Source organism: Bacillus sp. NP247, from assembly GCF_018966865.1.
Lineage (GTDB): Bacteria > Bacillota > Bacilli > Bacillales > Bacillaceae_G > Bacillus_A.
This window is the reverse complement of the sequence record NZ_CP076653.1, coordinates 3,621,353-3,646,879: the sequence shown is the minus strand read 5'-3', so window position 1 is coordinate 3,646,879 and position 25,527 is coordinate 3,621,353. Positions and strand designations below refer to the sequence as shown.

Annotated in this window: 29 protein-coding genes and 1 pseudogene; 12 read left to right on the top strand and 18 right to left on the bottom strand. The window is 35.7% G+C overall.

Annotated elements, in window-relative coordinates:
* The first annotated feature begins 3 nt into the window (after positions 1-3).
* Entirely contained in the window at positions 4-1,002 is a 999-nt protein-coding gene (gene dhaQ, locus KPL75_RS19010) for a DhaKLM operon coactivator DhaQ (RefSeq protein ID WP_219917349.1), read from the top strand.
* 267 nt (positions 1,003-1,269) lie between these two features.
* On the opposite strand, the gene KPL75_RS19005 is transcribed toward dhaQ, so the two are convergent.
* From KPL75_RS19005 to licT, 5 genes are all read right to left on the bottom strand, one after another.
* Positions 1,270-1,782: a DinB family protein gene (locus KPL75_RS19005; RefSeq protein WP_219917348.1), complete on the bottom strand. Its 513-nt coding sequence runs from the start codon at positions 1,780-1,782 to the stop codon at positions 1,270-1,272.
* Between the two features lie 308 nt (positions 1,783-2,090).
* Positions 2,091-2,210: a YjcZ family sporulation protein gene (locus KPL75_RS19000; RefSeq protein ID WP_070141115.1), complete on the bottom strand. Its 120-nt coding sequence runs from the start codon at positions 2,208-2,210 to the stop codon at positions 2,091-2,093.
* A 614-nt stretch (positions 2,211-2,824) separates the two neighbouring features.
* Complete coding sequence (locus KPL75_RS18995) at positions 2,825-4,264, bottom strand: 6-phospho-beta-glucosidase (RefSeq protein ID WP_219917347.1); 1,440 nt, start codon at positions 4,262-4,264, stop codon at positions 2,825-2,827.
* Between the two features lie 94 nt (positions 4,265-4,358).
* Positions 4,359-6,251, bottom strand: coding sequence for a beta-glucoside-specific PTS transporter subunit IIABC (locus KPL75_RS18990; protein ID WP_219917346.1), 1,893 nt, complete (start codon positions 6,249-6,251; stop codon positions 4,359-4,361).
* A 144-nt stretch (positions 6,252-6,395) separates the two neighbouring features.
* Entirely contained in the window at positions 6,396-7,244 is an 849-nt protein-coding gene (gene licT / locus KPL75_RS18985; protein WP_219917345.1) for a BglG family transcription antiterminator LicT, read from the bottom strand.
* 625 nt (positions 7,245-7,869) lie between these two features.
* Between licT and KPL75_RS18980 the strand changes: the two genes are divergently transcribed.
* The 3 genes from KPL75_RS18980 (at position 7,870) to KPL75_RS18970 (ending at position 10,300) form a co-directional block, all read left to right on the top strand.
* The gene (locus KPL75_RS18980) at positions 7,870-8,181 is read left to right on the top strand and encodes an ArsR/SmtB family transcription factor (RefSeq protein WP_219917344.1); all 312 of its coding nucleotides are present in this window, start codon (positions 7,870-7,872) and stop codon (positions 8,179-8,181) included.
* Between the two features lie 250 nt (positions 8,182-8,431).
* Positions 8,432-9,607, top strand: coding sequence for an MFS transporter (locus KPL75_RS18975; protein WP_219917343.1), 1,176 nt, complete (start codon positions 8,432-8,434; stop codon positions 9,605-9,607).
* A 585-nt stretch (positions 9,608-10,192) separates the two neighbouring features.
* Positions 10,193-10,300 (top strand): YjcZ family sporulation protein, encoded by a 108-nt coding sequence (locus KPL75_RS18970; RefSeq protein ID WP_219917342.1) that lies wholly within the window; start codon positions 10,193-10,195, stop codon positions 10,298-10,300.
* Between the two features lie 245 nt (positions 10,301-10,545).
* On the opposite strand, the pseudogene KPL75_RS27470 reads toward KPL75_RS18970, so the two are convergent.
* A pseudogene (locus KPL75_RS27470) lies at positions 10,546-10,614 on the bottom strand (ATP synthase subunit I); the annotation flags it as partial.
* 284 nt (positions 10,615-10,898) lie between these two features.
* Here KPL75_RS27470 and KPL75_RS18965 point away from each other — a divergent pair.
* Positions 10,899-11,447 (top strand): DUF4352 domain-containing protein, encoded by a 549-nt coding sequence (locus tag KPL75_RS18965; protein WP_219917341.1) that lies wholly within the window; start codon positions 10,899-10,901, stop codon positions 11,445-11,447.
* Positions 11,448-11,658: 211 nt separating this feature from the next.
* Here KPL75_RS18965 and KPL75_RS18960 read toward each other — a convergent pair whose 3' ends face one another.
* Positions 11,659-11,895, bottom strand: a complete 237-nt coding sequence (locus KPL75_RS18960) for a preprotein translocase (RefSeq protein ID WP_219917340.1) — start codon at positions 11,893-11,895, stop codon at positions 11,659-11,661.
* 200 nt (positions 11,896-12,095) lie between these two features.
* Here KPL75_RS18960 and KPL75_RS18955 point away from each other — a divergent pair, with 200 nt between their 5' ends.
* The 4 genes from KPL75_RS18955 to KPL75_RS18940 all read left to right on the top strand — a co-directional run bounded on the left by KPL75_RS18955 (position 12,096) and on the right by KPL75_RS18940 (position 13,860).
* A complete protein-coding gene (locus tag KPL75_RS18955; RefSeq protein ID WP_219917339.1) occupies positions 12,096-12,221 on the top strand; it encodes a YjcZ family sporulation protein in 126 nt (41 codons plus the stop codon).
* 298 nt (positions 12,222-12,519) lie between these two features.
* A complete protein-coding gene (locus tag KPL75_RS18950; RefSeq protein ID WP_219917338.1) occupies positions 12,520-12,861 on the top strand; it encodes a PadR family transcriptional regulator in 342 nt (113 codons plus the stop codon).
* Positions 12,854-13,336 carry a hypothetical protein gene (locus KPL75_RS18945; protein WP_219917337.1) on the top strand — a complete coding sequence of 161 codons (483 nt, stop codon included), beginning with the start codon at positions 12,854-12,856 and terminating at the stop codon, positions 13,334-13,336. The genes KPL75_RS18950 and KPL75_RS18945 overlap by 8 nt, the downstream gene beginning before the upstream one ends.
* Positions 13,333-13,860 carry a permease gene (locus KPL75_RS18940; RefSeq protein ID WP_219917336.1) on the top strand — a complete coding sequence of 176 codons (528 nt, stop codon included), beginning with the start codon at positions 13,333-13,335 and terminating at the stop codon, positions 13,858-13,860. The genes KPL75_RS18945 and KPL75_RS18940 overlap by 4 nt, the downstream gene beginning before the upstream one ends.
* Positions 13,861-13,902: 42 nt before the next feature.
* On the opposite strand, the gene KPL75_RS18935 is transcribed toward KPL75_RS18940, so the two are convergent.
* Positions 13,903-15,327 (bottom strand): MDR family MFS transporter, encoded by a 1,425-nt coding sequence (locus KPL75_RS18935; protein ID WP_375141034.1) that lies wholly within the window; start codon positions 15,325-15,327, stop codon positions 13,903-13,905.
* Positions 15,328-15,520: 193 nt separating this feature from the next.
* Between KPL75_RS18935 and KPL75_RS18930 the strand changes: the two genes are divergently transcribed.
* Complete coding sequence (locus tag KPL75_RS18930; RefSeq protein WP_002169016.1) at positions 15,521-16,096, top strand: TetR/AcrR family transcriptional regulator; 576 nt, start codon at positions 15,521-15,523, stop codon at positions 16,094-16,096.
* 172 nt (positions 16,097-16,268) lie between these two features.
* Here KPL75_RS18930 and KPL75_RS18925 read toward each other — a convergent pair whose 3' ends face one another.
* The 3 genes from KPL75_RS18925 to KPL75_RS18915 form a co-directional block, all read right to left on the bottom strand.
* The gene (locus KPL75_RS18925; RefSeq protein ID WP_219917334.1) at positions 16,269-16,424 is read right to left on the bottom strand and encodes a hypothetical protein; all 156 of its coding nucleotides are present in this window, start codon (positions 16,422-16,424) and stop codon (positions 16,269-16,271) included.
* Positions 16,425-16,590: 166 nt separating this feature from the next.
* Entirely contained in the window at positions 16,591-17,250 is a 660-nt protein-coding gene (locus tag KPL75_RS18920; RefSeq protein WP_219917333.1) for a PspA/IM30 family protein, read from the bottom strand.
* A gap of 2 nt (positions 17,251-17,252) precedes the next feature.
* The gene (locus tag KPL75_RS18915; RefSeq protein WP_219917332.1) at positions 17,253-17,798 is read right to left on the bottom strand and encodes a hypothetical protein; all 546 of its coding nucleotides are present in this window, start codon (positions 17,796-17,798) and stop codon (positions 17,253-17,255) included.
* Positions 17,799-18,340: 542 nt separating this feature from the next.
* On the opposite strand from KPL75_RS18915, the gene KPL75_RS18910 reads away from it, so the two are divergent.
* On the top strand, positions 18,341-19,228 hold the full coding sequence (locus tag KPL75_RS18910; protein WP_219917331.1) for a DMT family transporter: 888 nt from the start codon (positions 18,341-18,343) through the stop codon (positions 19,226-19,228).
* A gap of 147 nt (positions 19,229-19,375) precedes the next feature.
* On the opposite strand, the gene KPL75_RS18905 is transcribed toward KPL75_RS18910, so the two are convergent.
* The gene (locus tag KPL75_RS18905) at positions 19,376-20,143 is read right to left on the bottom strand and encodes a TSUP family transporter (protein WP_219917330.1); all 768 of its coding nucleotides are present in this window, start codon (positions 20,141-20,143) and stop codon (positions 19,376-19,378) included.
* Between the two features lie 109 nt (positions 20,144-20,252).
* On the opposite strand from KPL75_RS18905, the gene KPL75_RS18900 reads away from it, so the two are divergent.
* Positions 20,253-21,038 (top strand): TrmB family transcriptional regulator, encoded by a 786-nt coding sequence (locus tag KPL75_RS18900; RefSeq protein WP_219917329.1) that lies wholly within the window; start codon positions 20,253-20,255, stop codon positions 21,036-21,038.
* A 92-nt stretch (positions 21,039-21,130) separates the two neighbouring features.
* On the opposite strand, the gene dnaB is transcribed toward KPL75_RS18900, so the two are convergent.
* The 6 genes from dnaB to KPL75_RS18870 form a co-directional block, all read right to left on the bottom strand.
* The gene (gene dnaB / locus KPL75_RS18895) at positions 21,131-22,420 is read right to left on the bottom strand and encodes a replicative DNA helicase (RefSeq protein WP_219917327.1); all 1,290 of its coding nucleotides are present in this window, start codon (positions 22,418-22,420) and stop codon (positions 21,131-21,133) included.
* Positions 22,417-23,286, bottom strand: a complete 870-nt coding sequence (locus KPL75_RS18890) for a DnaD domain-containing protein (protein ID WP_219917326.1) — start codon at positions 23,284-23,286, stop codon at positions 22,417-22,419. Before KPL75_RS18890 ends, dnaB begins: the two co-directional genes overlap by 4 nt.
* Before the next feature lie 196 nt (positions 23,287-23,482).
* Positions 23,483-23,809, bottom strand: coding sequence for a nucleoside triphosphate pyrophosphohydrolase (locus tag KPL75_RS18885; RefSeq protein WP_219917325.1), 327 nt, complete (start codon positions 23,807-23,809; stop codon positions 23,483-23,485).
* Between the two features lie 53 nt (positions 23,810-23,862).
* Positions 23,863-24,606, bottom strand: coding sequence for a MerR family transcriptional regulator (locus tag KPL75_RS18880; RefSeq protein ID WP_219917324.1), 744 nt, complete (start codon positions 24,604-24,606; stop codon positions 23,863-23,865).
* A gap of 8 nt (positions 24,607-24,614) precedes the next feature.
* On the bottom strand, positions 24,615-24,866 hold the full coding sequence (locus tag KPL75_RS18875; RefSeq protein WP_144507759.1) for a hypothetical protein: 252 nt from the start codon (positions 24,864-24,866) through the stop codon (positions 24,615-24,617).
* Positions 24,867-24,869: 3 nt separating this feature from the next.
* Complete coding sequence (locus tag KPL75_RS18870; RefSeq protein WP_219917323.1) at positions 24,870-25,208, bottom strand: magnetosome magnetite crystal formation protein family; 339 nt, start codon at positions 25,206-25,208, stop codon at positions 24,870-24,872.
* Between the last annotated feature and the right edge of the window lie 319 nt (positions 25,209-25,527).

The following is a 25,527-nucleotide window of genomic DNA, read 5'->3' as shown; positions in this document are numbered from 1 at the left end:
GCAATGAAAAAGATTATGAATGATGTAGAAAATATTGTTCAAGATATGCTGCATGGCTTTTATTTTGAACATAACGACAAAGTAAATTACGACGAAACAAATAACATCATTTATGTAAAAGATATCGCCAAACTGAAGCAAAACGTTGTCATTATAAGCGGCGGTGGTAGCGGACATGAACCAGCCGATATTGGTTATGTAGGAACAGGAATGCTTACAGCGGCAGTAAACGGAAGTATCTTCACTCCGCCTACAGTCGAACAAATCGCAATGGCAACTCGCCTTATACCAAAGGATAAAAGTATTTTATTCATCATTAAAAACTTTAAAGATGACGTTGAGAACTTTTTAGCAGCAAAGCAAATCGCTAAAGAAGAAGGAAGACAAGTTGGCCACGTTATCGTAAATGATGACGTTTCAATTGAAGATGATGCTTCCTTTAATAAAAGAAGACGCGGCGTAGCTGGCACAGTTTTCGTTCAAAAAATATTAGGTGCAGCCGCTCTTGAGGGTCATTCTTTAGAAGAACTAACAACCCTTGGGCAAGCTGTCATCAAAAACTTGCACACATTAGGAGTCGCCCTTTCATCTGCAAACGATCCAGTCCAAGGAAAAGCTTCATTCACATTAAACGACGATGAAGTGTTTTACGGAGTCGGGATCCACGGTGAACAAGGATATCGTAAAGAAGCGTTATCCTCTTCTGAAATATTAGCAATCGAACTTATGAACAAACTAAAAAGCATTTACCGCTGGAGAAAAGGTGATAACTTCGCCATCCTCATTAATGGATTAGGTGCGACACCATTAATGGAACAATACATTTTTGCAAACGACATTCGCCGTTTATGTGAGCTGGAAGGGTTACATGTGAAGTTCGTAAAGGTTGGTACACTCCTAACTTCTTTAGATATGAAAGGTGTTTCGCTCAGTTTGCTTAAGGTAGAGGATTTGGATTGGGTGAAGTGGTTGAAGGCGGATGTTGGTGTGGTTAGTTGGTAAGATTAAATAAAATTGATCAGAGAATATAGGGGTTTATACTATCCAATATAAATATCCACCCCTTCTTCTCTTCCATTGGCTTATTCTATAGTAATTATAAATCAGTTAGTAAAATGAAGCCTGGAATTTTCAAATCGAAATTGTGCAATGCATTATATAAATTATAGATTTAATTATTAAAGACACCATAAATGGTGTCTATTTGCTTATGTAACTATGATTTGTCCTTATTTTTATAAATATATATTTAGCAAATACTTCCTTATTTTAAACTATTTTCAAAAGTAATTTCATCTCTTTTATTTGTTCTATATGACGCTGTTCATGCAAGTATATCAGTTCTATCCATTGATCAAGAAATAATTCTCCCAGAGCAGGATGCTTCACTGATTTTTTCGCCAACATAGATTCATCTTCTATTGTACTAAGAAAAGTCATCAATTTTTTTCTCGAATCGTTTAACAAATCAATCATTTGTTGCACTTCAAATGGTTCCAAGCTTGGTTCAAGAATTTCTGGGGCTGTAAATTTTTTCGTTCTATCTAACAATATAGAGTGAATTTCTTGACGCTCTTTTTTGGTACTATCAATCTCTTTTAATCCAAATGAAATAACTTTTATAGCTGCCTCATCTAATAAAACTAAGTGATGACAAACTTGTGCTATACTCCATTTATTCATATCTGGCTTACTATTGAATCGAGCATCACTCAATAAATTAATCTCCTTTAATAGGTCATTTCTCGTTTCATAAAACTTGTCATTTACAAATTTATTCATGAGATTTCTCCCTCCACCTGAAAGTACATACTTAAATTCCTATTCCGTATATATTCTCTACGATAAAAAGGTTTCCCTTTACCACTCTACGTTAAGGGATAGTACCATCTCCCCTGTCACCACCCCTATTTATCAGTTCAACAAGTTGTATCTGGGAATAAAAGTAAGATTAAACCTATTTTTGCACCAGAACCACATATCTTGAATAACTGTAAAAAAATCAAATTTCCGTTATGGAGAACAATGAATTTCTTCATTTTACGGTGTAGTACCCTATAAAGAAAAGACACTCTCATGAGTGCCTCTCCTTAGCAACCGAATCCGCTGCAGCTAGCTCCAACTATTATTAATAAGATAAAGAGCACAACAAGTAATGCGAATCCGCCACCAAAGCCACAGCCTCCACCGCAACTACCGCCATATCCCATATTAATCCCTCTTTTTTAGGAGAAAACGTGAGGTCACACATGCATTCCACTGGGGTCACTTCAACAAGATCGACTTTTTTAATGGGTTAAAAATTCCTAAACGTTGTAAATCCGCATAAACCTGACGCTACCCCTATAAACAATAATGCACGGGAACAGTTGGGCATTATTAATAAGAGCCAAATAAAAGATTCTCTTGGATGCAAGAGGATTTTTTTATTGGGAATAGTAAGGGTGAGGGGAGGTGCATTACATATGGGAAAAGGTAGAAGTAATAATGCTGGTAAAAAGCAACCGAATTTCGATGACTCATCTAATTTTGCTAAACAAAGTCAACCGACAGAAAAGAAGAAGAAATAGGAAAAGAAGCTCTCTTGATAAAGAGAGCTTCTTTTTAAGATATATTGACGTTTCAGCACAACATATGCATTTTTACATAAAAAATTCTTATTATTAAATGCTATACTAAAATAGGAGTCGACAATTGTTATTTTCTTCTTAGTTTTAAAGCAATATGATATACCTTCTTAACTCATTTGGATTGTACAAGTAAAAGAAGACATCTTCATTGATGTCTTCTTTTCTTATACAATCATTACTATATTAATTCATACTTAAGAATCAAGACTCTCACCATTCGTCTCAATTACTTCTTTATACCAATTGAAACTGTTCTTCTTCGATCTTTTTAATGAACCTTTTCCTTCATTATCTTTATCAACGTATATATATCCGTAACGCTTCTTCATTTCTCCAGTAGAAGCACTTACAAGGTCAATTGGGCCCCAGCTTGTATATCCGATAATATCTACTCCATCTTGGATTGCTTCTGACATTTCAATCATATGCTTCTGCAAATAATCAATACGGTAGTCGTCGTTCACTTCATCTTCAGCATTTAATTGATCGATTGCACCAAGACCATTTTCAACGACAAATAAAGGTTTTTGGTAGCGATCGTAAAGTTGGTTTGCGGTAATGCGGAAGCCTTTCGGATCAATCGTCCATCCCCACTCTGATTTTTCAAGATACGGATTTTCAACAGAACCAAATACATTTCCGCTCGTTATACTTTTTAGCACTTCCGGATCTGTACTTGTTGCTCGGCTTGAATAGTAGCTAAATCCGATATAATCAACTGTATTATCTCTCAAGATTGACTCATCGTCTTTTCCCATTTCAATCGTCAAATTGTTGTCTTTAAAGAAACGTTTCGCATACCCAGGATATGCTCCTCTTGCTTGTACATCAATGAAAAAGAATGATTCACGGTCTTGTTCCATCGCGCGTAAAACATCATCCGGATTGCATGTATATGGATACGTTGCACCAGCAGCAAGCATACAACCGATTTTTGCATCTGGAATGATTTCATGACACGCTTTTACAGCTAACGCACTTGCGACAAGTTGGTGATGCGCTGCTTGATACTGAATTTGTTTTTTATTATCACCTTCTTTAAATGCTAGACCTGCTCCCATGAAAGGTAAATGTAAAAGCATATTAATTTCATTAAACGTCATCCAATATTTCACTTTATCTTTATATCTATTAAAAATAGTTTTTGCGTACGTCTCGAAGAAGTTTACAAGCTTTCTACTTCTCCAGCTTCCATACTTTTCTACTAAATGAACAGGTACATCAAAGTGAGCCATCGTAACGACTGGTTCAATACCGTGCTTTAACAGTTCATCAAACAAATTATCATAAAACTGTAATCCTGCTTCATTTGGCTGTTCATCATTACCATTTGGGAAAATACGTGTCCACGCAATAGATACGCGTAATGCTTTAAATCCCATTTCTGCAAAAAGAGCAATATCTTCTTTATAACGATGATAAAAATCAATTGCTTCGTGTGATGGATAAAACTCCCCTTCTACTGGTGTAAAAGAATGAATATCTCCTTTCATAATATCCCAACGATTTTCACCAGTTGGTAATAGATCAACCGTCGTTAATCCTTTTCCATCTTCTACATATGCGCCTTCAACTTGATTGGCTGCAGTCGCTCCACCCCATAAAAATCCTTTAGGAAAAATAACTTTAGACATATAGAAAAACTCCTTTTTATAAGAATTAACGAGGAAAGGCATTTCAGATTTCAAAAACACCTTTCTTCGTTTGAACCTGTATGAAATGTAACTACTATTTAACTCCTAACTCTAGTAAGGAATCTCCTGCTTGAATCTTTTCTATTTCAGTTCTCTTAATACTATATTTATCATAATTTGTAACAACAATTGGTGTTGTCACAATATAACCCGCCTTTTGAATTTCATATATATTAAACTCAATAAGTAATTGCCCTTTTTCTACTCTCGCTCCTTGTTCAATATGAGAAGAGAAAAATTCGCCATCCAATTTCACAGTATCCATCCCAATATGGATTAAAATTTCAGCACCTGAATCTGCTGTAATTCCTATTGCATGATTCGTCGGGAAAAGTGCAGAAACTGTACCTGAAACTGGTGAAAACAACTTTCCTTCCGAAGGCTCAATCGCAACCCCTTCACCTAACGCACCTGATGCAAATGCAGCATCTTCAATATGTTGGAGCGGCTTAACAACACCGTTAAAAGGACTAAAGATTACTTCATCATGGTTTGATGCAGCTATTTTATCAATTGCTTCAGCTGTTTCTGTAGATGTTTGTTTTTTATTGGAACCAAATAAATAAGTAAGAACAAAACCTAGTATTAAGGAAACAACCATCGCAATAATTGCGCCCCAAAATCCAGCTGTAATACCATCTTTAGGGCTAATAAATGTTGGAAGAGCAAATATTCCAAGACCACCTGTCATATAAGCTTGCGTACCGAATACGCCAAGTATTCCGCCGCCAATTCCTCCAGCAATACAACTCATAATAAACGGCTTTTTAAGAGGAAGTGTAATACCATAAATCGCCGGCTCTGTAACGCCGAAAATACCTGAAATAAAAGCTGGAATACTTAGCGTTTTTAATTTCTGATCTTTCGTTTTCATCCAAACTCCAAGAACAGCCCCAATTTGAGCAAATGAAGTAGCGAATATGAGCGCTAATATAGGATCGATACCGTGCACTGCTAAATTATTAAAGCCAATCGGAACAATTCCCCAATGAAGTCCGAAAATAACGAGTACTTGCCAGAAAGCACCAAGTACTACACCTGCTACTAACGGGCTTAAATTGTAAATCCAAAGTGTAGCCTGTCCTAAAAATTGTCCTGCCCACGTCGCAATTGGGCCAATAACAAGAAATGTGACTGGTACAATGATTAGTAATGTGAAGAACGGTACTAAAAATGTTTTCACAACATCCGGAATAACTTTCTTTAAGGTTCTTTCTACTTTCGATCCAAAATAAGTAGCGAGAATAATTGGAATAACAGATGATGCGTAATTCATTAAAATAACTGGTATTCCTAAAAACGTAATATGAATTGGTGATTCAAACATCGTTCCTGCAAATAGCGTATATAATGGCTCACTTGCTTTTAAACCGGATAAAGCCGGATAAACTAAAGCTCCCCCAATTGCCATACCAATAAAAGGCGATCCTCCAAATTTCTTACTTGCTGTATATCCTAGGAAGATTGGGAAGAAATAAAATAACGAATCGCCAACCGCATTTAATATTTGATACGTTCCTGACTGAGTACTTAACCAGCCTAAAGCTAAAAATAGTGCATTAAATCCTTTAATCATCCCTGTTGCAGCCAGTACTCCTAAAATAGGGGTGAAAATGCTAGAAAGAATATCTATAAGACTACTCTTTCCTTTCTCACTATCAGCTTCTTCCTCTTTTTCCTGAAAGCCCCCGACCGTAACGACCGCCTTATACACATCGGATACATGGTTTCCAATAACAACTTGATACTGTCCACCGCTTTTCATAACAGTCACAATATCTTCCATACTTTTCAGTATTTCCGTATTTGCTTTCCCCTCATCTTTTAATTGAAATCTTAAGCGAGTCACACAGTGAACAACACTATGTACATTTTCTTTTCCACCTACGTTTTTCAAAATATCCTTTGCTAATTTTTCATATTTCATAATAGGTTCCCCCCCTTATAACCATCCCATTTATCATTTATAAAAGAAAAAACCTAAACCAACCCTATCCGCGTGATATGTATTAACCACTCAAATAGAAATTAATTTAGGTTTTGCCTGCCAAACAGTAACAATCCCGTTTATTCAATTACACAATTCATTGCGTTTCGTTACACGATGAATGTGCAACGTTAAATATACTTTTTCATCTTTTGAAAGATGATTATTATGTGCTTTTCGTAGGTATGCCTCAATTTTCTCTGTACAACAATATGCTTCATGATACTTACTTTTCACTTGCTCATACAAAAAATCATCATCTGCCGAATTTAATTCTTTCTGCATTAAACGCTGGGCAAAATATCGTAAATGTGTTACAAACCGACTATAATTAAATGAACTTTCATCTAAGTTCATCTTATAGTGGTACTTTACAACATTTAAAATATCTTGGACGATTTTCGTCATCGCCACCGTTTGCTGCATCGCCGGCTCTCCTTGCTGCGCATTAACGAAATGTAGTGCAATTGAACCTGCTTCATCTTCAGAAAGTCTAAACCCAGTCTCTTCTTCAATAATGTTCAAAGCTTGTAGACCAATTTCAAACTCTTTCTGATAGAACCTCTTAATTTCCCAAAGCAAAGTATTTTTGAGATCCATTCCTTCCCTATGCCGCGTTAATGCGAAGCTTAAGTGATCCGTTAATGTAAGATAAATATAATCACTTAAATCTCCCGGCAAAACTGTCTTAGCAAATTGAATAATTCTCTCTGTAACCTCTAAATTATGCACTGGAATTTCAGTTAACAATTTAGCAAGTTTCTCTGATAATTCTTTTGTCTCTAAGACAAAGGTTTTTTCTATCTTAGATTCATCAATTGTATCGCCTACTTTTTTCTGAAATCCCAAACCTCTGCCCATAAGTACAACTTCTGTCTCATTGTCCTTCATCGTACAAACAACATTGTTATTTAAGATTTTATGGATTCTCATATTGTTCCGCCCTCTTTTTCTACTAAAGTGAAACTTTAATCAGTGGGGGGCATCCCCCACTGATTATTAGTTGAACCAATCGGGATTTTACGGGCAGTCGGCTCCCCCTTAGCTTCTTTGCTTTAGCCAAATATTTGGTTAGGAGTCTTACTGCCCGTTAATTCGGGATAAATTCACAATAGGTAATAAAAAAACCTAAACTGATTCCAAAAGCCACATTACACCCGTAGCCTCCAGATCAATTTAGGTTTTGCCTGCCGAACAGTAACAATCCTTTTAATTATTAACTTAACTTTATTATACACGAAAAGTAAACGTTTACAATGATGAATTGTTGAACATTTTTTTACAAGTAAACTTAAATAAATTAACTCGAAACAATTTTACCTTAAGATAAAATACCGGCACTCTTTTCAGTTCCCCCTCAAAGAAAATTCTATACTTTGTTGGGATCCATTTCATTTAATAATATAGCAAAAACATCTGTCTTATAATTGAAACAGACATTTTCGCTATCGAATATACGTGTATCCCTACGCACCTTCAAGGGAATCCACGTATACCCTCTTTCCTGAAAATCACCAAAACCCATTTACAAATCTATAAAAGTAGATATAATATCCTTATGGAACCTTTATCAATTTATAAAGCATTGTCAAATGAAACAAGATGTCAAATTTTATCATGGTTGAAAAATCCAGAAAACCATTTCGATGAAAAACCTTATCTAGAACAAGGCCTTAACTTTCAAGTTGGAGTGTGTGTAGGAGATATCCAGCTTAAAACTGGCTTAGCCCAATCGGTTATTTCTAGTTATTTATTAACTATGAAAAAAGCAGGACTACTAGACTCTGACCGAATTGGAAAATGGACATACTATCGCCGAAATGAAAAAACAATACGAGAGTTTTCTGAATACGTTCAAAACGAATTATAAAATGAAAGCTAATAATCAACCTACCAATTGATCATTAGCTTTCACACATTCTGCTTTTTTATAAAATTGCACTACTTATAAAAGCAAGAAACATAGAAAGGAGAAAATTTTTTAGTATATCATATCTAGTTATTTAGATATCTGTTATTGTATTTAGAATTACATAATCCTAATAATATTGACATCCAATAATGCTTCTTTGTTAATTAATTTACTTTCAAAATACTGATACGAATGGAGAGTTTTATAAATGAAAAAAGTAAATCCTTTACTTATTCTGACACTCGCAATAGGTGTGTTCGGAATTATTACTACCGAGATGGGTATTGTCGGCGTATTACCACAAATCACTCAGAAATTTGGCATTTCAACTACACAAGCTGGATTTTTAGTAAGTATATTTGCACTAGTTGTTGCTATTTCTGGCCCATTTTTAATTCTGCTCGTCTCTAGTATTAATCGCAAAATGATTTTATTAACAGCAATTTTTACATTTGTTATTTCAAATATAATTTACGCTTATACAACACAATTTGAAATCATGCTTATTTTTCGTATTTTACCGGCCGCACTTCATCCACTCTTCTTTTCAATCGCTCTTGTAACTGCTGCGAAACTTGTCCCTCCAGAAAAAAGCGGTCAAGCGGTTACAAAAGTTTTTATGGGAATTACTGTTGGCTTTGCTTTAGGTGTACCACTAACCTCTTACCTTGCAGACCAATTTTCACTCGAAATTGCTTTCTTATTCGGAGCGCTTGTTAACACTCTTGCATTCATTGGAATACTAATCCTACTTCCTTCTATGCCTGTTACAGAAAAAATGTCTTTCGGCAAACAAATTCGTATACTCGGCAAACCAGGATTATGGTTAAATATTTTAACCGTCACATTCCTTTTTGCAGCCATGTTTTCCGTATACAGCTACTTCGCTGAATACCTTGCAAAAGTAACTTCTATGAATGGATCTCTCATCAGTATCATGCTATTCATATTTGGTATAGTTATGATTTTAGGCAATCATTTATTTGGTAGTCTCCTGCAAAAAAGCATAGTAAACACCGTGATAGCATTCCCTATTCTATATTCTATTGTTTACATATTGGTTTATTATTTAGGTTCCTACCTTGTTCCAATGATTTTTATAGTATTCATTTGGGGAATCGTACATGCTGGCGGATTAATTGTTGGTCAAACATGGTTAATAAGCGAAGCAAAAGAAGCACCTGAATTTGGTAATAGCCTATTCGTTTCATTCTCAAATCTCGGAATTACTTTAGGAACAACTATTGGAGGCTGGTTCATTTCAAACTTAGGTATTCACCAGCTTATTTGGAGCGGATTTATATTCACACTACTTTCATTTCTATTAATTATAATAAAACTAAAATTTTTCAATTCTAATAGCCAGGCTTCATTATCAAGCTAGTACATTTTCAATTTCAAATTTGATAAAAAAACATTATTAATTCTTCTTATAAGATTTTCCAAACTAAAAAGTATAATGCTCAAAGCCTTTAGCCATAATTACGACTAAAGGCTTTTTTGTATATAAAATAAATCTAAAAGGAGCTAATTTTATGGAACATAATCAAAATGGAATACTTGCTTTAATTGTTTTGTTTTTAGGATTAGTGTTTTTTGTTAGTGGAATGGTTTATCATTTATGGGGTTCTTTTTAATTTCAACTTTTAGACAGAGAAATAATTCAAAAACTAAAACGTGTATTTTAATGATTGATATGGAATATTTCCAAAAACAACAAAATATAGATTTGAATTTTATTTCTCAATGAATAAAACAATTTAACATGGTAAAATAATATTTGGATGGGAGTCCAATACATATTATTAAAATTAAGATGGTTCAAGTCGGAGAAAGGCACCTTAAGGTGTCTTTTCTTTATTTTCAAAAGGACCTGCTCAATTATTGCGTAAAAACATACAGTAATTTGAATCCGTTAAAATACATGAGTGACCAATTGTTTTCCCCTCTTATTAAAGGAGGAACTATTATGGGATTTAGTGGTAGTTGTGGCGGCTGTGGATTTTCTGGAGGCTTTGCTTTATTAGTTGTATTGTTTATTTTATTAATCATAGTTGGAGCTTCTTGCTTCTGCTAAACACACTATCGGAAAAGACACTCTTATATGAGTGTCTTTTCTTTATAATAAAGGAAAGTTTTTAGGTTCATACATTCAATTAGCCCAAATTAGTTATTTACACAACACGTTATCACTTTCGGTCTTTAGTGTGAAATACAAATAATCCTTCCGCTACACAAAGTTGCTCAACTAACTTTAATTCCTTAGGTTCAAAACTTATATAGTTAAAAAAACGATTAGTGTGTGTTGATTAAAGTTTCACTTTATTTCTTCGCATCTTTCATGCTGTAATATCCTAAATTAATAATAATTAAGAAATACCCACCCATTACACAAATTCCATATAGACCCATTATTGGTTAAAATGCTATAATGAAATCACCCTACATAGTTACTCATCGTCAGACTGAGGAACTAACGTCTTATTAAGCAATGCGCATAACTTAAATAAAAAAGACACTGCAAAGTGTCTTTTTTATTTACATCAAGTTTCCTTTTTATCCCAAAACCAATATAATAAAATGTACCATTTAATACATATAAAGAAAAATATAGATGTACTAAATCATTACAACACCCATGAAAGTACTTCTATTTTGGAGGGAAGGAACAAAATATGAACAAAAAGTTATTAACATCATTATTATGTAGCACATTCTTATTTGGATTATCAGCTTGCAGTTCACATAATACATCTAGCAGTAAAACGAAAAATGAACAGGAGACTTCTAAAGAAACAAAGAATGATGAACTTAGCAACAAGGATTCTCAAAAAGAACTTCCCACCCAGGGAGATTTTTCTGATGTATACATATCAATAGGCTCTGTCGATTCATTAAATGTTATAGGAAATGGAGAAATTAAAGCACAAGGTGTATTTAAAGTATTAGACGTCGCAGTTTATAATCGTCAAGAGGAACCCATTACACTAAATAGCAATAACTTTAAATTAATTGACGGAACCGGAAGAGAATATTACATTTCTAATGAATCTCAATTAGTACTTAAAGATGCAAATACCGCTACATTTAAATTTGGTGTTCTTAATCCTGATGAAAATTCGGAAGGGAACATTGTATTCGATGTACCGAAAAATACGCAAGGGTTAACTTTAAAAGTGAGTGGCGATATGTTAGATAAAGGGATCGAGTTAAAAGTGGAATAGTCAAAGAAAATATAAAGTGAAACTTTAATCAGTGGGGGTTTTGTTCATCCCCCACTGATTATTAGCCCTCACCAATCGGGTTTTTCTACAAAATAGATAAACCACCTATCACAACTTATACTAACATAACAAAAAGTACAGCCTCTGTATTAACTACAGTAGACTGTACTTTTTCATTTGTGATTTTGTATAACTCACTATAACAGATTCCTTAATTCTTTTGAGAAGATGCTCTCCAATCACGAAAAGATGTTGGAAATCCAGAATGTCCCCGTTGCTTTGTAACAACTGGTTTTTCTTCAATAGTCGTTGGTTTTTCTTCAATAGTAGTTGGTTTCTCTTCAAGTGTATTCAAAGCTGTCTGTATTCTCTCAACCTGTTCTCTCAATGCCTGTTGTTCAATCTTTAAATCCGTAAGTAAACGTAATATCATCTCAGAATTAGCCATAACGATCTCCTTTCCCCCAATGCACAGAATAAAATACCATATGTAATAAGCGTAATACTCGTGACAAAAATAAGTTCGTCAACTCTCTTAAAATACCGAGTGCTTTTATTTTTTCAAAAGGACCTGCTCAAGTTTATCCGTAAAAACATAAAGTGAAATAAATCCATTAATATATGGACTTTATGGAAGGAGGAGTTAATATGGGCTATGGTGGTAGTTGTGGTGAAGGCTGTGGTTTTGGTGGTGGATTCGCCTTACTTGTTGTGCTCTTTATTTTATTAATCATCGTTGGAGCTAGCTGTTGGGGCGGCGGATTAGGCTGCTAATAAGAGGCACTCTTGAGAGTGTCTTTTTTTATTTCTCAATATAGGGCTAACATATATGTGTTACTATCAAAGTGCGAGATTCCCTAAGCGTAATATAGTAGTTTACCAACTATGAAGGCCACTGTCACAAGAAAACAGTAGGCTTTTATTTTGTTATTTAACAAGATTAGAATAGGGATCACCATTTCCCCTCCGTAACATTTTAAAATTGACATAGCACTTCATGCACCATATACTGTTAACAACAGTATACTGTCATTAACAGTATATATCCCACTTCATTCTAGGAGGTATATTTATGAAACATACAGGAAGACATACAGGTGCATTTCTTTTGTTATTTTTAGCAGAAGGTGATAACTATGGCGGACAGCTACTTCAGAAATGCGTGGAAGAACTTCCGGTCAATCCAATTGATAGTGCCATCCTTTACCGCACGCTGAAGAAATTAGAAAACGAAGCTGCTATTGAATCTTATGTAAGTACATCAGTTCAAGATCAGCCGAGAAAGATGTACAGAATTACTACAGCCGGAAAAGAACAATTAGCAGATTTTCAAATGGATATTGAGGAAAAAATGAAAAACTTATCATTTTTCTTAGACAAATATAAAGACTTAAAGGAATCTAATCATGATTAATGGTGCTATCCTTTACACTTTGGCCATTATTCTTACGGGAATTTCTTTTATGAAGGACCGCAATAAAACGAAAGACGCTCTAATGAAATCATGGGAAGTCTTTCGAAATCTACTCCCTGCCATGCTATCTATTATGCTTTTCGTTGGCTTATCGCTTTCTATCTTAACACCGTCCTTCATCTCTTCCATCATTGGAGAACAGTCTGGATTCATGGGTATTATTTATTCAGCAATACTCGGCTCTGTGGCACTCATTCCAAGCTTTATCGTGTTCCCACTTGGCAATACGTTAGTACAGCACGGCGCAGGCCTTCCTCAAGTTGCGGCACTCATGTCTACACTCATGTCAGTAGGAATTACAACCTTACCAATGGAACAAAAGATATTCGGACGAAGCTTTGCTTACGCTCGTAATGCATCTGCATTACTCATGTCACTCCTATTCTCATATATCATTTGGGTGGTGATGGTATGAATGAACTAAAAAGATATCGCTTCTTTTTCATTTTGCTGATTGGACTTATCGTACTAACTTTTATAAACCAACCTTTAGGATGGAGCGCATTACAATTAACGGGGAATAGCATTTTGGATATGTTGTTTCTACTCCCCCCTGTCCTAATATTTGTAGGGTTACTTGATCAGTGGGTGAAGAAAGAAACACTAATGAAATATATGGGAGAAAAGTCCGGCATATATGGAATCTTATTCTCTCTATTATTAGGCGGAATTGCAGCTGGTCCCCTCTATGTTGCCTTTCCGATTGCAGCACTACTATTAAAAAAAGGCGCAAGTATTAGGTACATCGTATTTTTCTTAGGTGTTTGGACAACTGCGAAATTGCCGATTATCGTGTATGAATTTTCTTCATTTGGGGCTACCTTTACACTCGTTCACATTTGCTTCGGACTATTGTTCTTCTACGTAATGGGTATTATTTTCGAAAAGTTTTACGATCAAAAGCAATTGCTGCAGTATGATATTACGAAAGAAATGTAAAAAGACACCTTTAATCGTAAAGATGTCTTTTTACTATGAACCTTAATTCTCGTTCTGTAAAACCCCCGCTGCTTTTACTCCCTCTTTCTCTTCTTTTAAGAACAACGATACGATAAAAGCAATAACGATAAAGATTAATCCTAGTGTAAATGCACCTTGGAATCCCGATGTTAAACCGTTTAACTTCTCTACTGGATCCATTGGATTTGCGGAGCTTTCCATATACCTAGTTGTTCCTGAAGACATTTTCGATATAAATATAGCTGTACCAATTGCGCCAGCTACTTGCTGTAACGTATTAAACAGTGCTGTTCCGTGCGGATATAGATCTGGTGTTAATTGATTTAAACCGTATGTTTGTGCTGTCATTACAAACATGAGTCCGACCATTAATACGCTATGCATAATAATAATTTGTAGCATTGATGTGTCAGGAGTAATGCCTTTAAATAAGAACATTGCAATACCTACTAACACAATACCGGGAACGATAACAACTTTCGGGCTAAATTTATCAAATAGTTTACCTGCGATCGGTCCCATTATGGCGCTAATAATACTTCCTGGAAGCATTATTAATCCTGATTTAAAGGCTGTAACGAGTAAAACTGTTTGCAAGAACATCGGTAATAAAGTCATCGTTGAAAATAACGACATCATCACAATGACGATTAATCCAACTGATATTGTAAACATCGGAACTTTAAATGCGCGTAATTCTAAAATTGGGTTATCGATTTTTAATTGTCGAACGACAAAAATACATAGTGATATAAGCCCAACAATTAAAGCACCATATACTTTCGCATCTGACCATCCTAAGTCACCTGATGCGCTAAAGCTATACACAATCCCGCCAAATCCTAATGTCGATAAAAGAATAGATGGATAATCTACTTTTGGCCTTGTTAACTCTGAAACATTTTGAATATACTTCATTCCAATTACAATGGAAATAATTACGATTGGAACGACAAAGTAGAATAACCAGCGCCAATTCAATGAATCAACGATTACTCCAGATAATGTAGGACCAATTGCTGGGGCTGACATCATAACGAGTGCGATTAATCCCATCGTAGCACCACGTTTTTCAGGTGGACAAATAATTAAAATCGTATTCATTAATAACGGTGAAATTAACCCCGTCGCTACTGCTTGGACGATACGGCCGACTAATAAAACGGAAAATGTCGGTGCAAAACCCGCAATTAATGTACCGAATAAAAACGTTACCATAGCGATCAAGAACATTTGTCTCGTTGTGAGCCATTGCTGAAGTAACGCTGTAATCGGGACTAAAACACCAACTACTAACATGTATGCTGTAGAAAGCCATTGAATAGTTGAAGCTGTTACGTCAAATTCTTTCATTAATACAGTTAACGCATTACCAAGTAACGTTTCGTTTAACAATGCAACCATTGCCCCTAAAAGTAATGCAATTAAAATGGGGTTATGTTTCATATTAGAAGTATCAACTTTGCCACTTGTAGGGCTCTTAGTTGTAATATTCATGTATTGATTCTCCTCCTGTTTTTTACTTAAAAAGCTTTAAATACACCGGAACACATGTAATATAATATACATATGTAGATTAAAAAGGGAGAATCAATTTTCAGCCATTGTATATTTAATCTACAAAAAAGGAGAATTGTAGATGAACGATAATGAAAAACAACTTGATTTACGTATTAGACGTACACATAAATTACTATGGAATTCCTTATTTGAATTAATGACGCAACCAAAACAAAAATATAGTGCCATCACGATTAACCAAATTTGTGATCGTGCGATGGTACACCGAACAACCTTTTATAAACATTTTGAAGATAAAGATGCTTTATTAGCATTTGGATTTAAACGCTATGGCGAAATGATTGCTGAAATACCACTTTTAGATCGATTAAGTAAACCATTTCAAGTGATGGAACAATTCCTGCATCATGAAGAAATCTGTAAAATATTTGAGGCGCAAATGTCCGATGAACAATTCAATAGCCGCATGTATTATTTAAGCCACGAAACAAGAAAACAAGAAACAGAAGCGCTAAATCGCCTTTGTAAAAATCATACGATGCCAAATGATTTAATAACGGAATTTTATTCAGGAGTAATCACCTCATTAAGTGCGTGGTGGTTTCAAAATGAAAGAAAAGTTCCTGCAGCAGAAATGGATAGGCACTTCCATCAACTTATTAACCGGGATATTTTTCAGTTTGAAAAGGAATAGTATTACACCTTTTCAATCATGTAATCAAATTGACCATAAAATAAGAATATGATATATTTTCGGTAGAATACTATATAAGTGTGACATCGAATGAAATTGCGTATAATAAAAGAAGAGATGCGCTAACATCTCTTCCCTAACTGCTACCGCCTAGGGTGGTGGTTATTATAAGTTATTTCTTTTTGCGGAACCCACCCTTTTGCTTGTGACGGCGCGGAGTGGGTTTTTTGTTGTCCTTATCCAGGAACTGCTTCCGCAAAAAATACGCTGAGACTTCGCGCACAGTCGCTTTCACAAACTCTTTTACAAGATCAAACAAAAACTCCATATTATCACCTCCTTTCCTTCCGAATAGAAAGAAGGGATAACTCTCCACCCTCACAATATGCAGTTAACTTTATTTTATCAAATGATTGTAAAGATATTATGTAAACAAAACAAATGAAATTTTACATATAAAAAAAGCCCTATGAAAATGGGCTTTTTTGCACATACTATTTATTCTCTTTTAACTTCTCTAACTCCAGCTGTACTTCTTCTTGCAAATTTTGATCTAACACTTCTTGTTGATTAGGAGACTTCAAATTATAAAAATAGTTACTAGCAGCTGTTTCAGCTTCTAGTTTTTGCACATACGATTCAATGCGTGCAAAGCCTTTCGCTGTACTTTCTGTATGGAAAGAATCAATTGCCGTGTTGCTCTCTTTTATCGCTCGCGCCGCATTTAACCGTGAAACAAGAACTAGTTCTTTATATTGCAACTCTCCATATTTCTTTTGCAATTTGTCAATTTGTTCATAAAGCGTCGCTGTCTGCTCTTTTGTTATTTCGTACTGCTTGCGATATAGCTCCGCTTTTTTCTCATTCACGATTTTTTCTTGCAGGGCTAACTGTGCCATTTGATCTTCTTCGCGTGATACTGCAAGCTCAGCTTGGCTAGTTCTCTTCGCAATAAGGGCATCCGTTTCTGAAATTAATGCTTCATATTTCTTTTCTAAATAATATTGATGAGCAAGTGCTTTTTGAGCTTTCGTAATTTGCTGTTCTGTTTCACGAAGATAGTGCTTTAACATGTTAATAGGTTTTTCTATCTTATCTAACGTTTGATGTACATCCGCCACTACTATATTTTTGATACGTTTTAAAATACCCATTATTACTTCTCCTCCTTACGAATATTGCGTTCCCATTGATCTAAAATATCTACTTGTTGTTGTACTTGAAAATCGCTGTATAAATCTATATCAGTTGCCATTCTTTTTTCTTTTAATTTTTTATATACCCAAACAATCATTGCAACAAACGCAATCATCGGAAGGACTGGTAATAAACCAATAACTAGGAGCAATATGCCTGTCCATTTTTTAACCGTATTCCCTTCAGACTTACGAAGCATGAACCAGCCGAAAAGAACAAATCCAAATGCTAACAGGAATGGTATAAAGAATAAGCCTTCAAACTCTTTTTCATGGTGTTTTTCATGATGCTGATTTCGCTCAAAGTTATTAAACTTTTCTTTTTGTGTAACGAAAGCTTCTTTTTCTTTATCATGAGAAACCGTATACGCTGCTTGCTTATGTTTCTCGTGATCCCATCTGTCAAACTTCATACTATGTAATCCAAACAATAGTAATGCTAGAAGTAACGGAAGGATCAAAATCCATTTTAACCAACGCAATTTTTTACGTTTATTCTTTTTCATCTGTTCACCACCATCTATCATTCGTTTTGAGATAAGTAAAAAATATATTACCTCCCTTTACCTTTGATACATATGAGTGTAAAACTTAGACGTGAGAAGAGGATGAAAGAAACATGATGAATATATGAGAAATATCTAAAAATTTTCTCATAATTATTCCAAAACGAAAGAACCCAACTTCTCCATATAAAGTGAAACTTTAATCAGTGGGGATTTTGTCCATCCCCCACTGATTATTAGCCTTCACCAATCGGGCTTTTACGGGCAGTTATCTCCCACCTAACTTCCTCGCATTCACCGAATTTTGAGGTGGGAGTCTTACTGCCCACAAATAGCGGGACCAAATAGAGAAATTGGGTTCTTTTTTCATTATTTCTATTCACTTTAGAAACTCACATACCAATCTTCTTCAAATCCAAACTTTCAATAATTGAATGGAGAAAAAAGAGTCGATAAATTTTTGTTCCAAATATTCAGAATTAATATTAAAATAAATAATGGGGCCACGGGTATTACAAATTATACATAACGAGGGAATAGAAATGAAAATTCAATTAAAAGCTGATTTAATGCTACTACTAGTTACATTTTTTTGGGGTGCATCCATCCTACTTACAAAGCTCGGACTTGATGGCATAGAAGAATATAATTTAATCGCATTACGATTTATTATTGCCTTTCTTTTATCAGGTTTAATATTTTACAAACACTTATTCAAAATTGATTTTAAAACTGTAAAGTATGCCTTTATACTAGCTTCTGTTTTATTTATCGTTTACATTTTTGCGACATTCGGCACAAAGTATACTAGTGTGTCTAATGCCGGTTTCTTACTATGTCTCACAGTCATTTTCATTCCGATATTATCAGCTATATTTTTAAAACACATTCCTGAAAAGAAAGTTATAGTAGGAATCATTTTAACGATAATAGGAATCGGATTACTAACATTAACTAGTGAATTCAAGATTGGTAACGGCGATATATTTTGCATACTGTCTGCCTTATTTTATGCGATTCACGTCATCATTACTGGAAGCGTAACAAAACATGTGAATTCAATTGCACTTGGGGTAGTACAACTCGGTTTTGTCGGCCTATTTAGTCTTATTTTTTCATTAGTGATGGAAACCCCAAAACTTCCTGGCACTATCGACTCATGGCTAATCATCTTAGCCTTAAGCATATTTTGCACCGCAGTCGCATTCATTGTGCAAGTTATCGCCCAGCAATACACCACGCCCACACATACAGGACTTATCTTTTCATTAGAACCTGTCTTTTCAGCAGGCTTTGCCTTCTTCTTCACAGGTGAAACACTCACAGGGCAAGGGTATTTAGGGGCGACACTTATATTGTTAAGTGTGTTGATTGCTGAGGTGGATTTTAAGGGGTTGTTGCGGGTTAATTATAAGAAGAATGTGGAGTAAGTATTTTATTAAGATAGATGAACATACCCCCGGGAAAATATTTGTTTGTATTATTTTCATTCTCTTAACTTAAATTTTCTTTTAAATGAGCCTTTTTTTAGATGCTATCTTCGAATAAGGTAGCATCTAAAAAATGTTCAAAATTACTTACTGAATATAGTCATACAGATTTTTCGCCAACAATAAACAAGTTACTGTAATGAAAAGAGCACGAACATACCCGCTTCCTTTTTTTATAGCAAATTTGGAGCCAACAATCCCTCCAGCAATTTGAGCAATCCCCATTATAAAACCATACACATAGTTTACTTGCCCTACATACATAAACATCAACAATGCACCAACATTACTTCCTAAATTAAGAAGCTTCGCATTACCTGCTGCTTTTAAAAAATCATACCCAATAAATAAAAGAGAAAACATTAAAAACGAACCTGTGCCAGGACCTAGAAACCCATCATAAAAACCAATAATAAAAATAAAAAAAGTAAAAATAATGAAGTGTTGACCAGACAATTTCTTATGAGTGGAAACACTACCCCAATCCTTTTTGAAAATCGTATAAATAGCAACCGCACCAAGCATGATCAGCATCAATGGCTTCAGTACTTCTGGGTTCATTAAATGAACGATCCATGCCCCTATTATGGAACCTACGAAAGTGAGTGGAAATAATTTAAACGCCGATTTCAAATCAAGATTACCAGAACGATAAAACACAATATTACTAGTTGCACACCCCATTGTCGACGCTAGTTTATTCGTAGCTACTGCACTTGCTGGATTCAATCCTGTAAATAATAAAGCGGGTAAGGCAATGAGTCCTCCACCACCTACAACTGAATCAATAAATGCGGCTAAAAATCCAAAAGCAATCAAAATAATTAATACTGATGGGTCTAAATAAAGATCCATTTTATCAGCCTCCCCTTAGTCACTATTTGAATAGTAACTAATGATTTGCTATATGTAAAGAGTTATTGTAACGTTAAAATATAAAAGCAAACATCGGAGGACGAAAAAAGTGGACTACATAGTGCAACAGCTTAAAAAAATTGGTTTTAATGAATATGAAGCTAAATCTTATGTATCTCTTGTTAAACAGGGGCCAGTCACAGCCTACCAAGTGAGTAAGGATTCGGGTATCCCAAGAGCGCGAATTTATGAGATTTTGGGTAACCTTGTAGAAAAAGGAATTGTCATGAAGGAAGAAATAAATGACACCACTCGCTATTCACCTCTACCTGTTGAAATCTTTTTACAAAAGGCGCAATCAGAATGGCAGTCTACTTATGAAGTAATCAGTGATTCATTAAAAAAACTAGAAACTTTCGAGGAAAAAACAGATAATCGAGTGATTACTTTAAAAGACAATAAAACAATAATTAGCTACTGTCAGGCATTAATAAAAAAAGCCCAAAAACGTATTGTCATTTCAATGTGGGATGAGATGTATGAAGCGTTAAAAGAGGAACTATCTGAGGTAGCTGATAAAGTTACAGTACAAGGTATTACCCTGCATGTTGAAAATCCCATTAAAAATCTAGAAGCCCATCGTATAACACCTTATACAGAAACCCTGTCTACAGAACATTGGTTTATTTTATCGATAGATTCTAAAGAGATGATTTATGGACCATCACTTGAAGAGCGTAATGTTGCTTTTTATACAGATGACCCCGTTCATATATACTTATTAGAGGATTATGTATGGCATGATGTTTTAGTGAATCGACTTGTCCGACGTAGCCAAGATGATTTGCAGCAATGGATTACTACAGAGCGAAAATCTTTCTTTATGGAAAAATAAGAAACATATTCAAAGAATCGAAAAATAAAGCATAAGTTAATGAAATGGAACACTTATGCTTTATTTTATTTACAAAGTGATACTCCAGTCTTTTAACTATTCCCCTCCACAAACCGCCCAAACTCCTTCAAAAACCTCAGCTTAAAACTACCCACAGGCCCATTTCGATGCTTCGCCACATGAATCTCCGTCATCTCTTTCTGCATCGTTTCCTTATCGTAATAATCCTCACGATACATAAGCATAATGACATCCGCATCTTGCTCAATTTGTCCCGTCTCTCTTAAATCAGACAAAAGGGGACGCTTATCTTGACGTGATTCTACTGAACGAGACAATTGCGACAACGCTACTATACAAACATTTAAATCACGCGCTAACAACTTAAGCTTACGAGAAATTTCACTAATCTCTTGAAATCGATTGCCCTTATGCTTCGGATCGCCCGTAATGAGCTGCAAATAATCTACAATAACTAAAAGCTTTTTATCACCGTGCTTCCTCTTTAACTTACGAGTCTGCATCCAAATATCTTGCACCGTAACACCTGCATTATCGTAAATCTCAAGCGGTAATTCACCGATCTCCGCAAACGCCTTACTCACCTTTTCCCAGTCTTCCATCGCAAAACGATGCTTCGGATTTTTCAGCCTACCTCCTGACACTTCACCTACGCAAGACGCCAGCCTTTTTAGCAATTGCTTACTACTCATCTCTAACGAAAACAATCCAACTGCCGCTCCAGACTTCGCCGCATGCAGTCCAACATTTAACGCAAATGCAGTCTTTCCCATAGAAGGACGCGCTCCAAGAACGACAAAATCACCTTCCTGCAATCCGCACGTCATCTTATTTAACGATGTATAACCAGTCTCAATACCAGTATTCTCTTTCGTATCTTGATGAAGCTCTTCATACAAACCAACTAACGCATCCTTCAAATCAAACTCACATACACAGTCCTTTTCCTCTAACTCACAAAGTTCCGTAATCGTCTCACCAATAATTTTCTCATTCTTCTCCGTAATAAGACGCTCTCCCATCTTGTGCCCAAGAACACCAGCCTGATACATCTTCCAGGCACCTCGAACAAGCCCCTCATAATAAGAGAAGTTGCTAGTCGCAGGCACACCATCCATTAACCCTATAAAATACTCCATTCCTCCGATCCCCTTCAAAAAATTCGGATCTATCCTAGAAATGAGCGTCACAAGATCAATCGGTTGCCCCTCTTCTTCCATTTTTCGCATTAACTGAAATATAGACTTATGCACTGGCATAGAAAAATACTGCTCCGTCAAACGGCACTCCTTAATAAGCTCTCCATCAAGTAATAGAGAACCTAGCACCGTCTTTTCCGCCTCCACATTTTGAATACTCATGGCCGCCACCCGCGTTCCGCTAAAAAGCGCTGCAACTCTTCCTCAGACGGCGCATTCTTCTCCCACTCCTCACACCTCGCCAAAAACTCCTCCGTCTCCCCCGTACTAACAGACGACTCCTTCTTCCGAAACTGAGCCGTATCGGCCTCAACCTCACACAATTTCGTAAACCCTTTCCCGTGCCACCCTCTCAAAATCCCCTTCACATAAGCAACCGTCCGCTTATTATTCTCAAACGCAATTTGAAGAGCCTTCAACACAAGCTCCTCTGACAAATCTTCCATCCACGCACTCAGTTCCTCCACAGTATGCGGAGACAAACTACCGAAATGTTGCTCATAAAAAGAAAACACACGACTTCCCGTTTCTTCCTCTATAACCTCTTCTTCTACCTCTTCTTCTACCTCTTCACAAACCGGCTCTACATCATCCACAGCCAAATCACTTGGCATACCGAAATGTGCTAAAAGCATCGGAACATTCAGCTCCTCCTCCTCGCACTTCTGAAGAAACATATGTACAAACTCCTTATTCTTCACACCCTTAAGCTCACGAAGCACACACTTCTCCACATTCGTATTCGTCACAGGATTATAACGAAGCCAATTTAAAATAAATAACTCCCTCGTCTCCGCATCATAAAGAATCTTTCCATAATCAATGAAGCGCTGCAAGAGCTTATCAACAGTCTCCCTGTTATAACCAGTCTCCATCTCAGCTAACCGCTTCGGAAACGGAAAAATCCCACACTGCGTCGTCTTCGAACAAGTTAACAAATAAACATAAAAATACCGCTCCTCCGGCGTCAAATCCAAAACAAAATCATCCTGCCAAAAATTCACCTGCACATTACGATACACCGCCATCAAAGTTCCTCCCGTCCTCATTCAAAATGAAAAATTCCTCTTTGTACTATATATAGGGAGGAGGGCCAGGTTTTTGGCGTGTTATTTCAAATTTTTTTTTGACTACTACTACGGTGTTTGTTGGTGTTTTTGTTTTGTTGTGTTTTTTCTTAGTGATTTATTACTTGGTAGGGGCTTGGAAGGGGCTTATGAGGGGTTAGTTATCGTTTACTTCCATTAGGAAGACTCGATCTGAGAAGCCGCCTCGTTCTTCTGCTTTCTTTTTGCGGATGTCGTTGATTTCTTCTAGTGTTGTGCCTTCGTGTTCGGCTAGGGCGTTTATTAGTTCTAGTAGGTCGGATAGTTCTTCGAGTTTATGTTCTTTTGTTGTTGCTTCTAGGTATTCGGTTAGTTCTTCTTCTGTTTTTTTGCAGATTTCTTTTATGTATTCGTCTTCGGGTAGGATTCTTGTTGTGGGTGTTTTTCCGTTGGTTTTTATTATTTGTGGGATTTTGTTTCGGATTAGTTTGTTGTAGGTTGGCATGGGAATTTCCCTCCGTTTGATTTTTCTTCTATTATAATGGAAAAGCAGTTTAACTAGGGGTTAAACTGCTGAATTGCTTCTTTTATATAGTTTTCTTCTTCGGTTGTGAAGAGGGTTGGGAATTCGGATAGTGGGAGGTTTGATTTTTGGATTATATCCTCTATATCACTTTGAGGTGCATCAAGATAGTTCGTTACCTCTTCTATTACATTCAAAAATTCCTTCAAGGTAACTTGAACGTCATGATGACTCGGATCCTTCTCTTCTTCCTTATACTTTTTCAACTCCCCTATCACATCCATAAAACGCCGGTCAAACTTTTCTTTTAGTTCCTTATTATTATAAAACGCTCGAACACTATCCGTTGAAAAGTGTTCCTCTAACCATTCCTTATTTTCTTTCTCCCATATAAAAGTTTGCAAAAACGAAGAAAACAAAGCGACATCCACTCGTTCTTCCTTTTGGAACTTCTTCATCATCTCATCCATATGCGAAAGCACCTTCGCAATTCTTTCTTGCTCCGCCAAAAGCAATTCCCTTTGAAAATGCATTTGTCTTAAAAAATCTTTCGTCTCTATATCACGCTGCAATATAATATTTTGAATTTCGCCAAGCGAAAAACCGAGATGCTTAAACGATTGAATTTGCTGAAGCACATACAAATCATCTTTCGTATATAACCGATGCCCACCCTCAGTATAATCGCTTGGGTTTAATAAATTAATCTTGTCATAATAACGAAGCGTCCGCACCGTAACATCCCCAACACTTGCAAACTCACTAATCATCCATGCCATATCATCACCTACTCCGATAACTTCTCTTTCACATACTGAAGCATACGAGAAAAACTCATCTCATTCTGCCTACAATATTGAAGCAAACCTACAACAAGCAATAAACAGGGAGCATTACCTCTATAACGATTTTCATACTCACTAATACCATCATAAAAGTACCCATACTTTCTTTTTCGTAAAACGATATAAATCGCAATAAACAACACTGCGAACATAATAAAAATTCGCTTTCCCCTTATCTCCACTTCTTGTTTCATCACCTATTCTCCTTCCACGACATACTTATCTTCTTTAAATAAAAGAATTCGAATGAAATAACGATATGGTTCATCGCGTATTACTTTCCACGCAACAATGATCACTTGAACTACCTCAAAAGCAAATACGATCCAAAACAAAACATCACTAATACGCGAACTAATATTAAATAGAAGAAAGATTAACAAATGAAAATTGAATGCTTTTCGGCAATGGTATTTGTACACTTCATTTTTCCTTGCCAGCGTGATGTACATGAGTAGTGGTGAAAAGATTCCTATTGTGGCTGAGAGTAGTAGCATGATGATGGTGTTTCTTTTTTCTTTTGTGGTGGTTTTCATGGTTGGTTTCGTCCCCCCTTTTTGATTTGTCTTCTTTAGGTTAGGGGGTGACGTTGGGGGAGATGCAAGAGGATTATATAGATTAAATTTAGTAACACCAATATAAATAAAATATGACCTTTACCTTGACAGGGTGGAGGTCATCATTTTAATTTTACATCCACTTTATTTACAAATAAAAAGAAGAGCATATACCTCATATGCTCTTCTTCCCATAGCTAACAATACACTTTATCCAACTAATATTTATCTATAATATTTAAAGGTTTCTCCACTTCACCTAAAATCATTAGTTCCATGCAAAAATAAATTTGGCCTT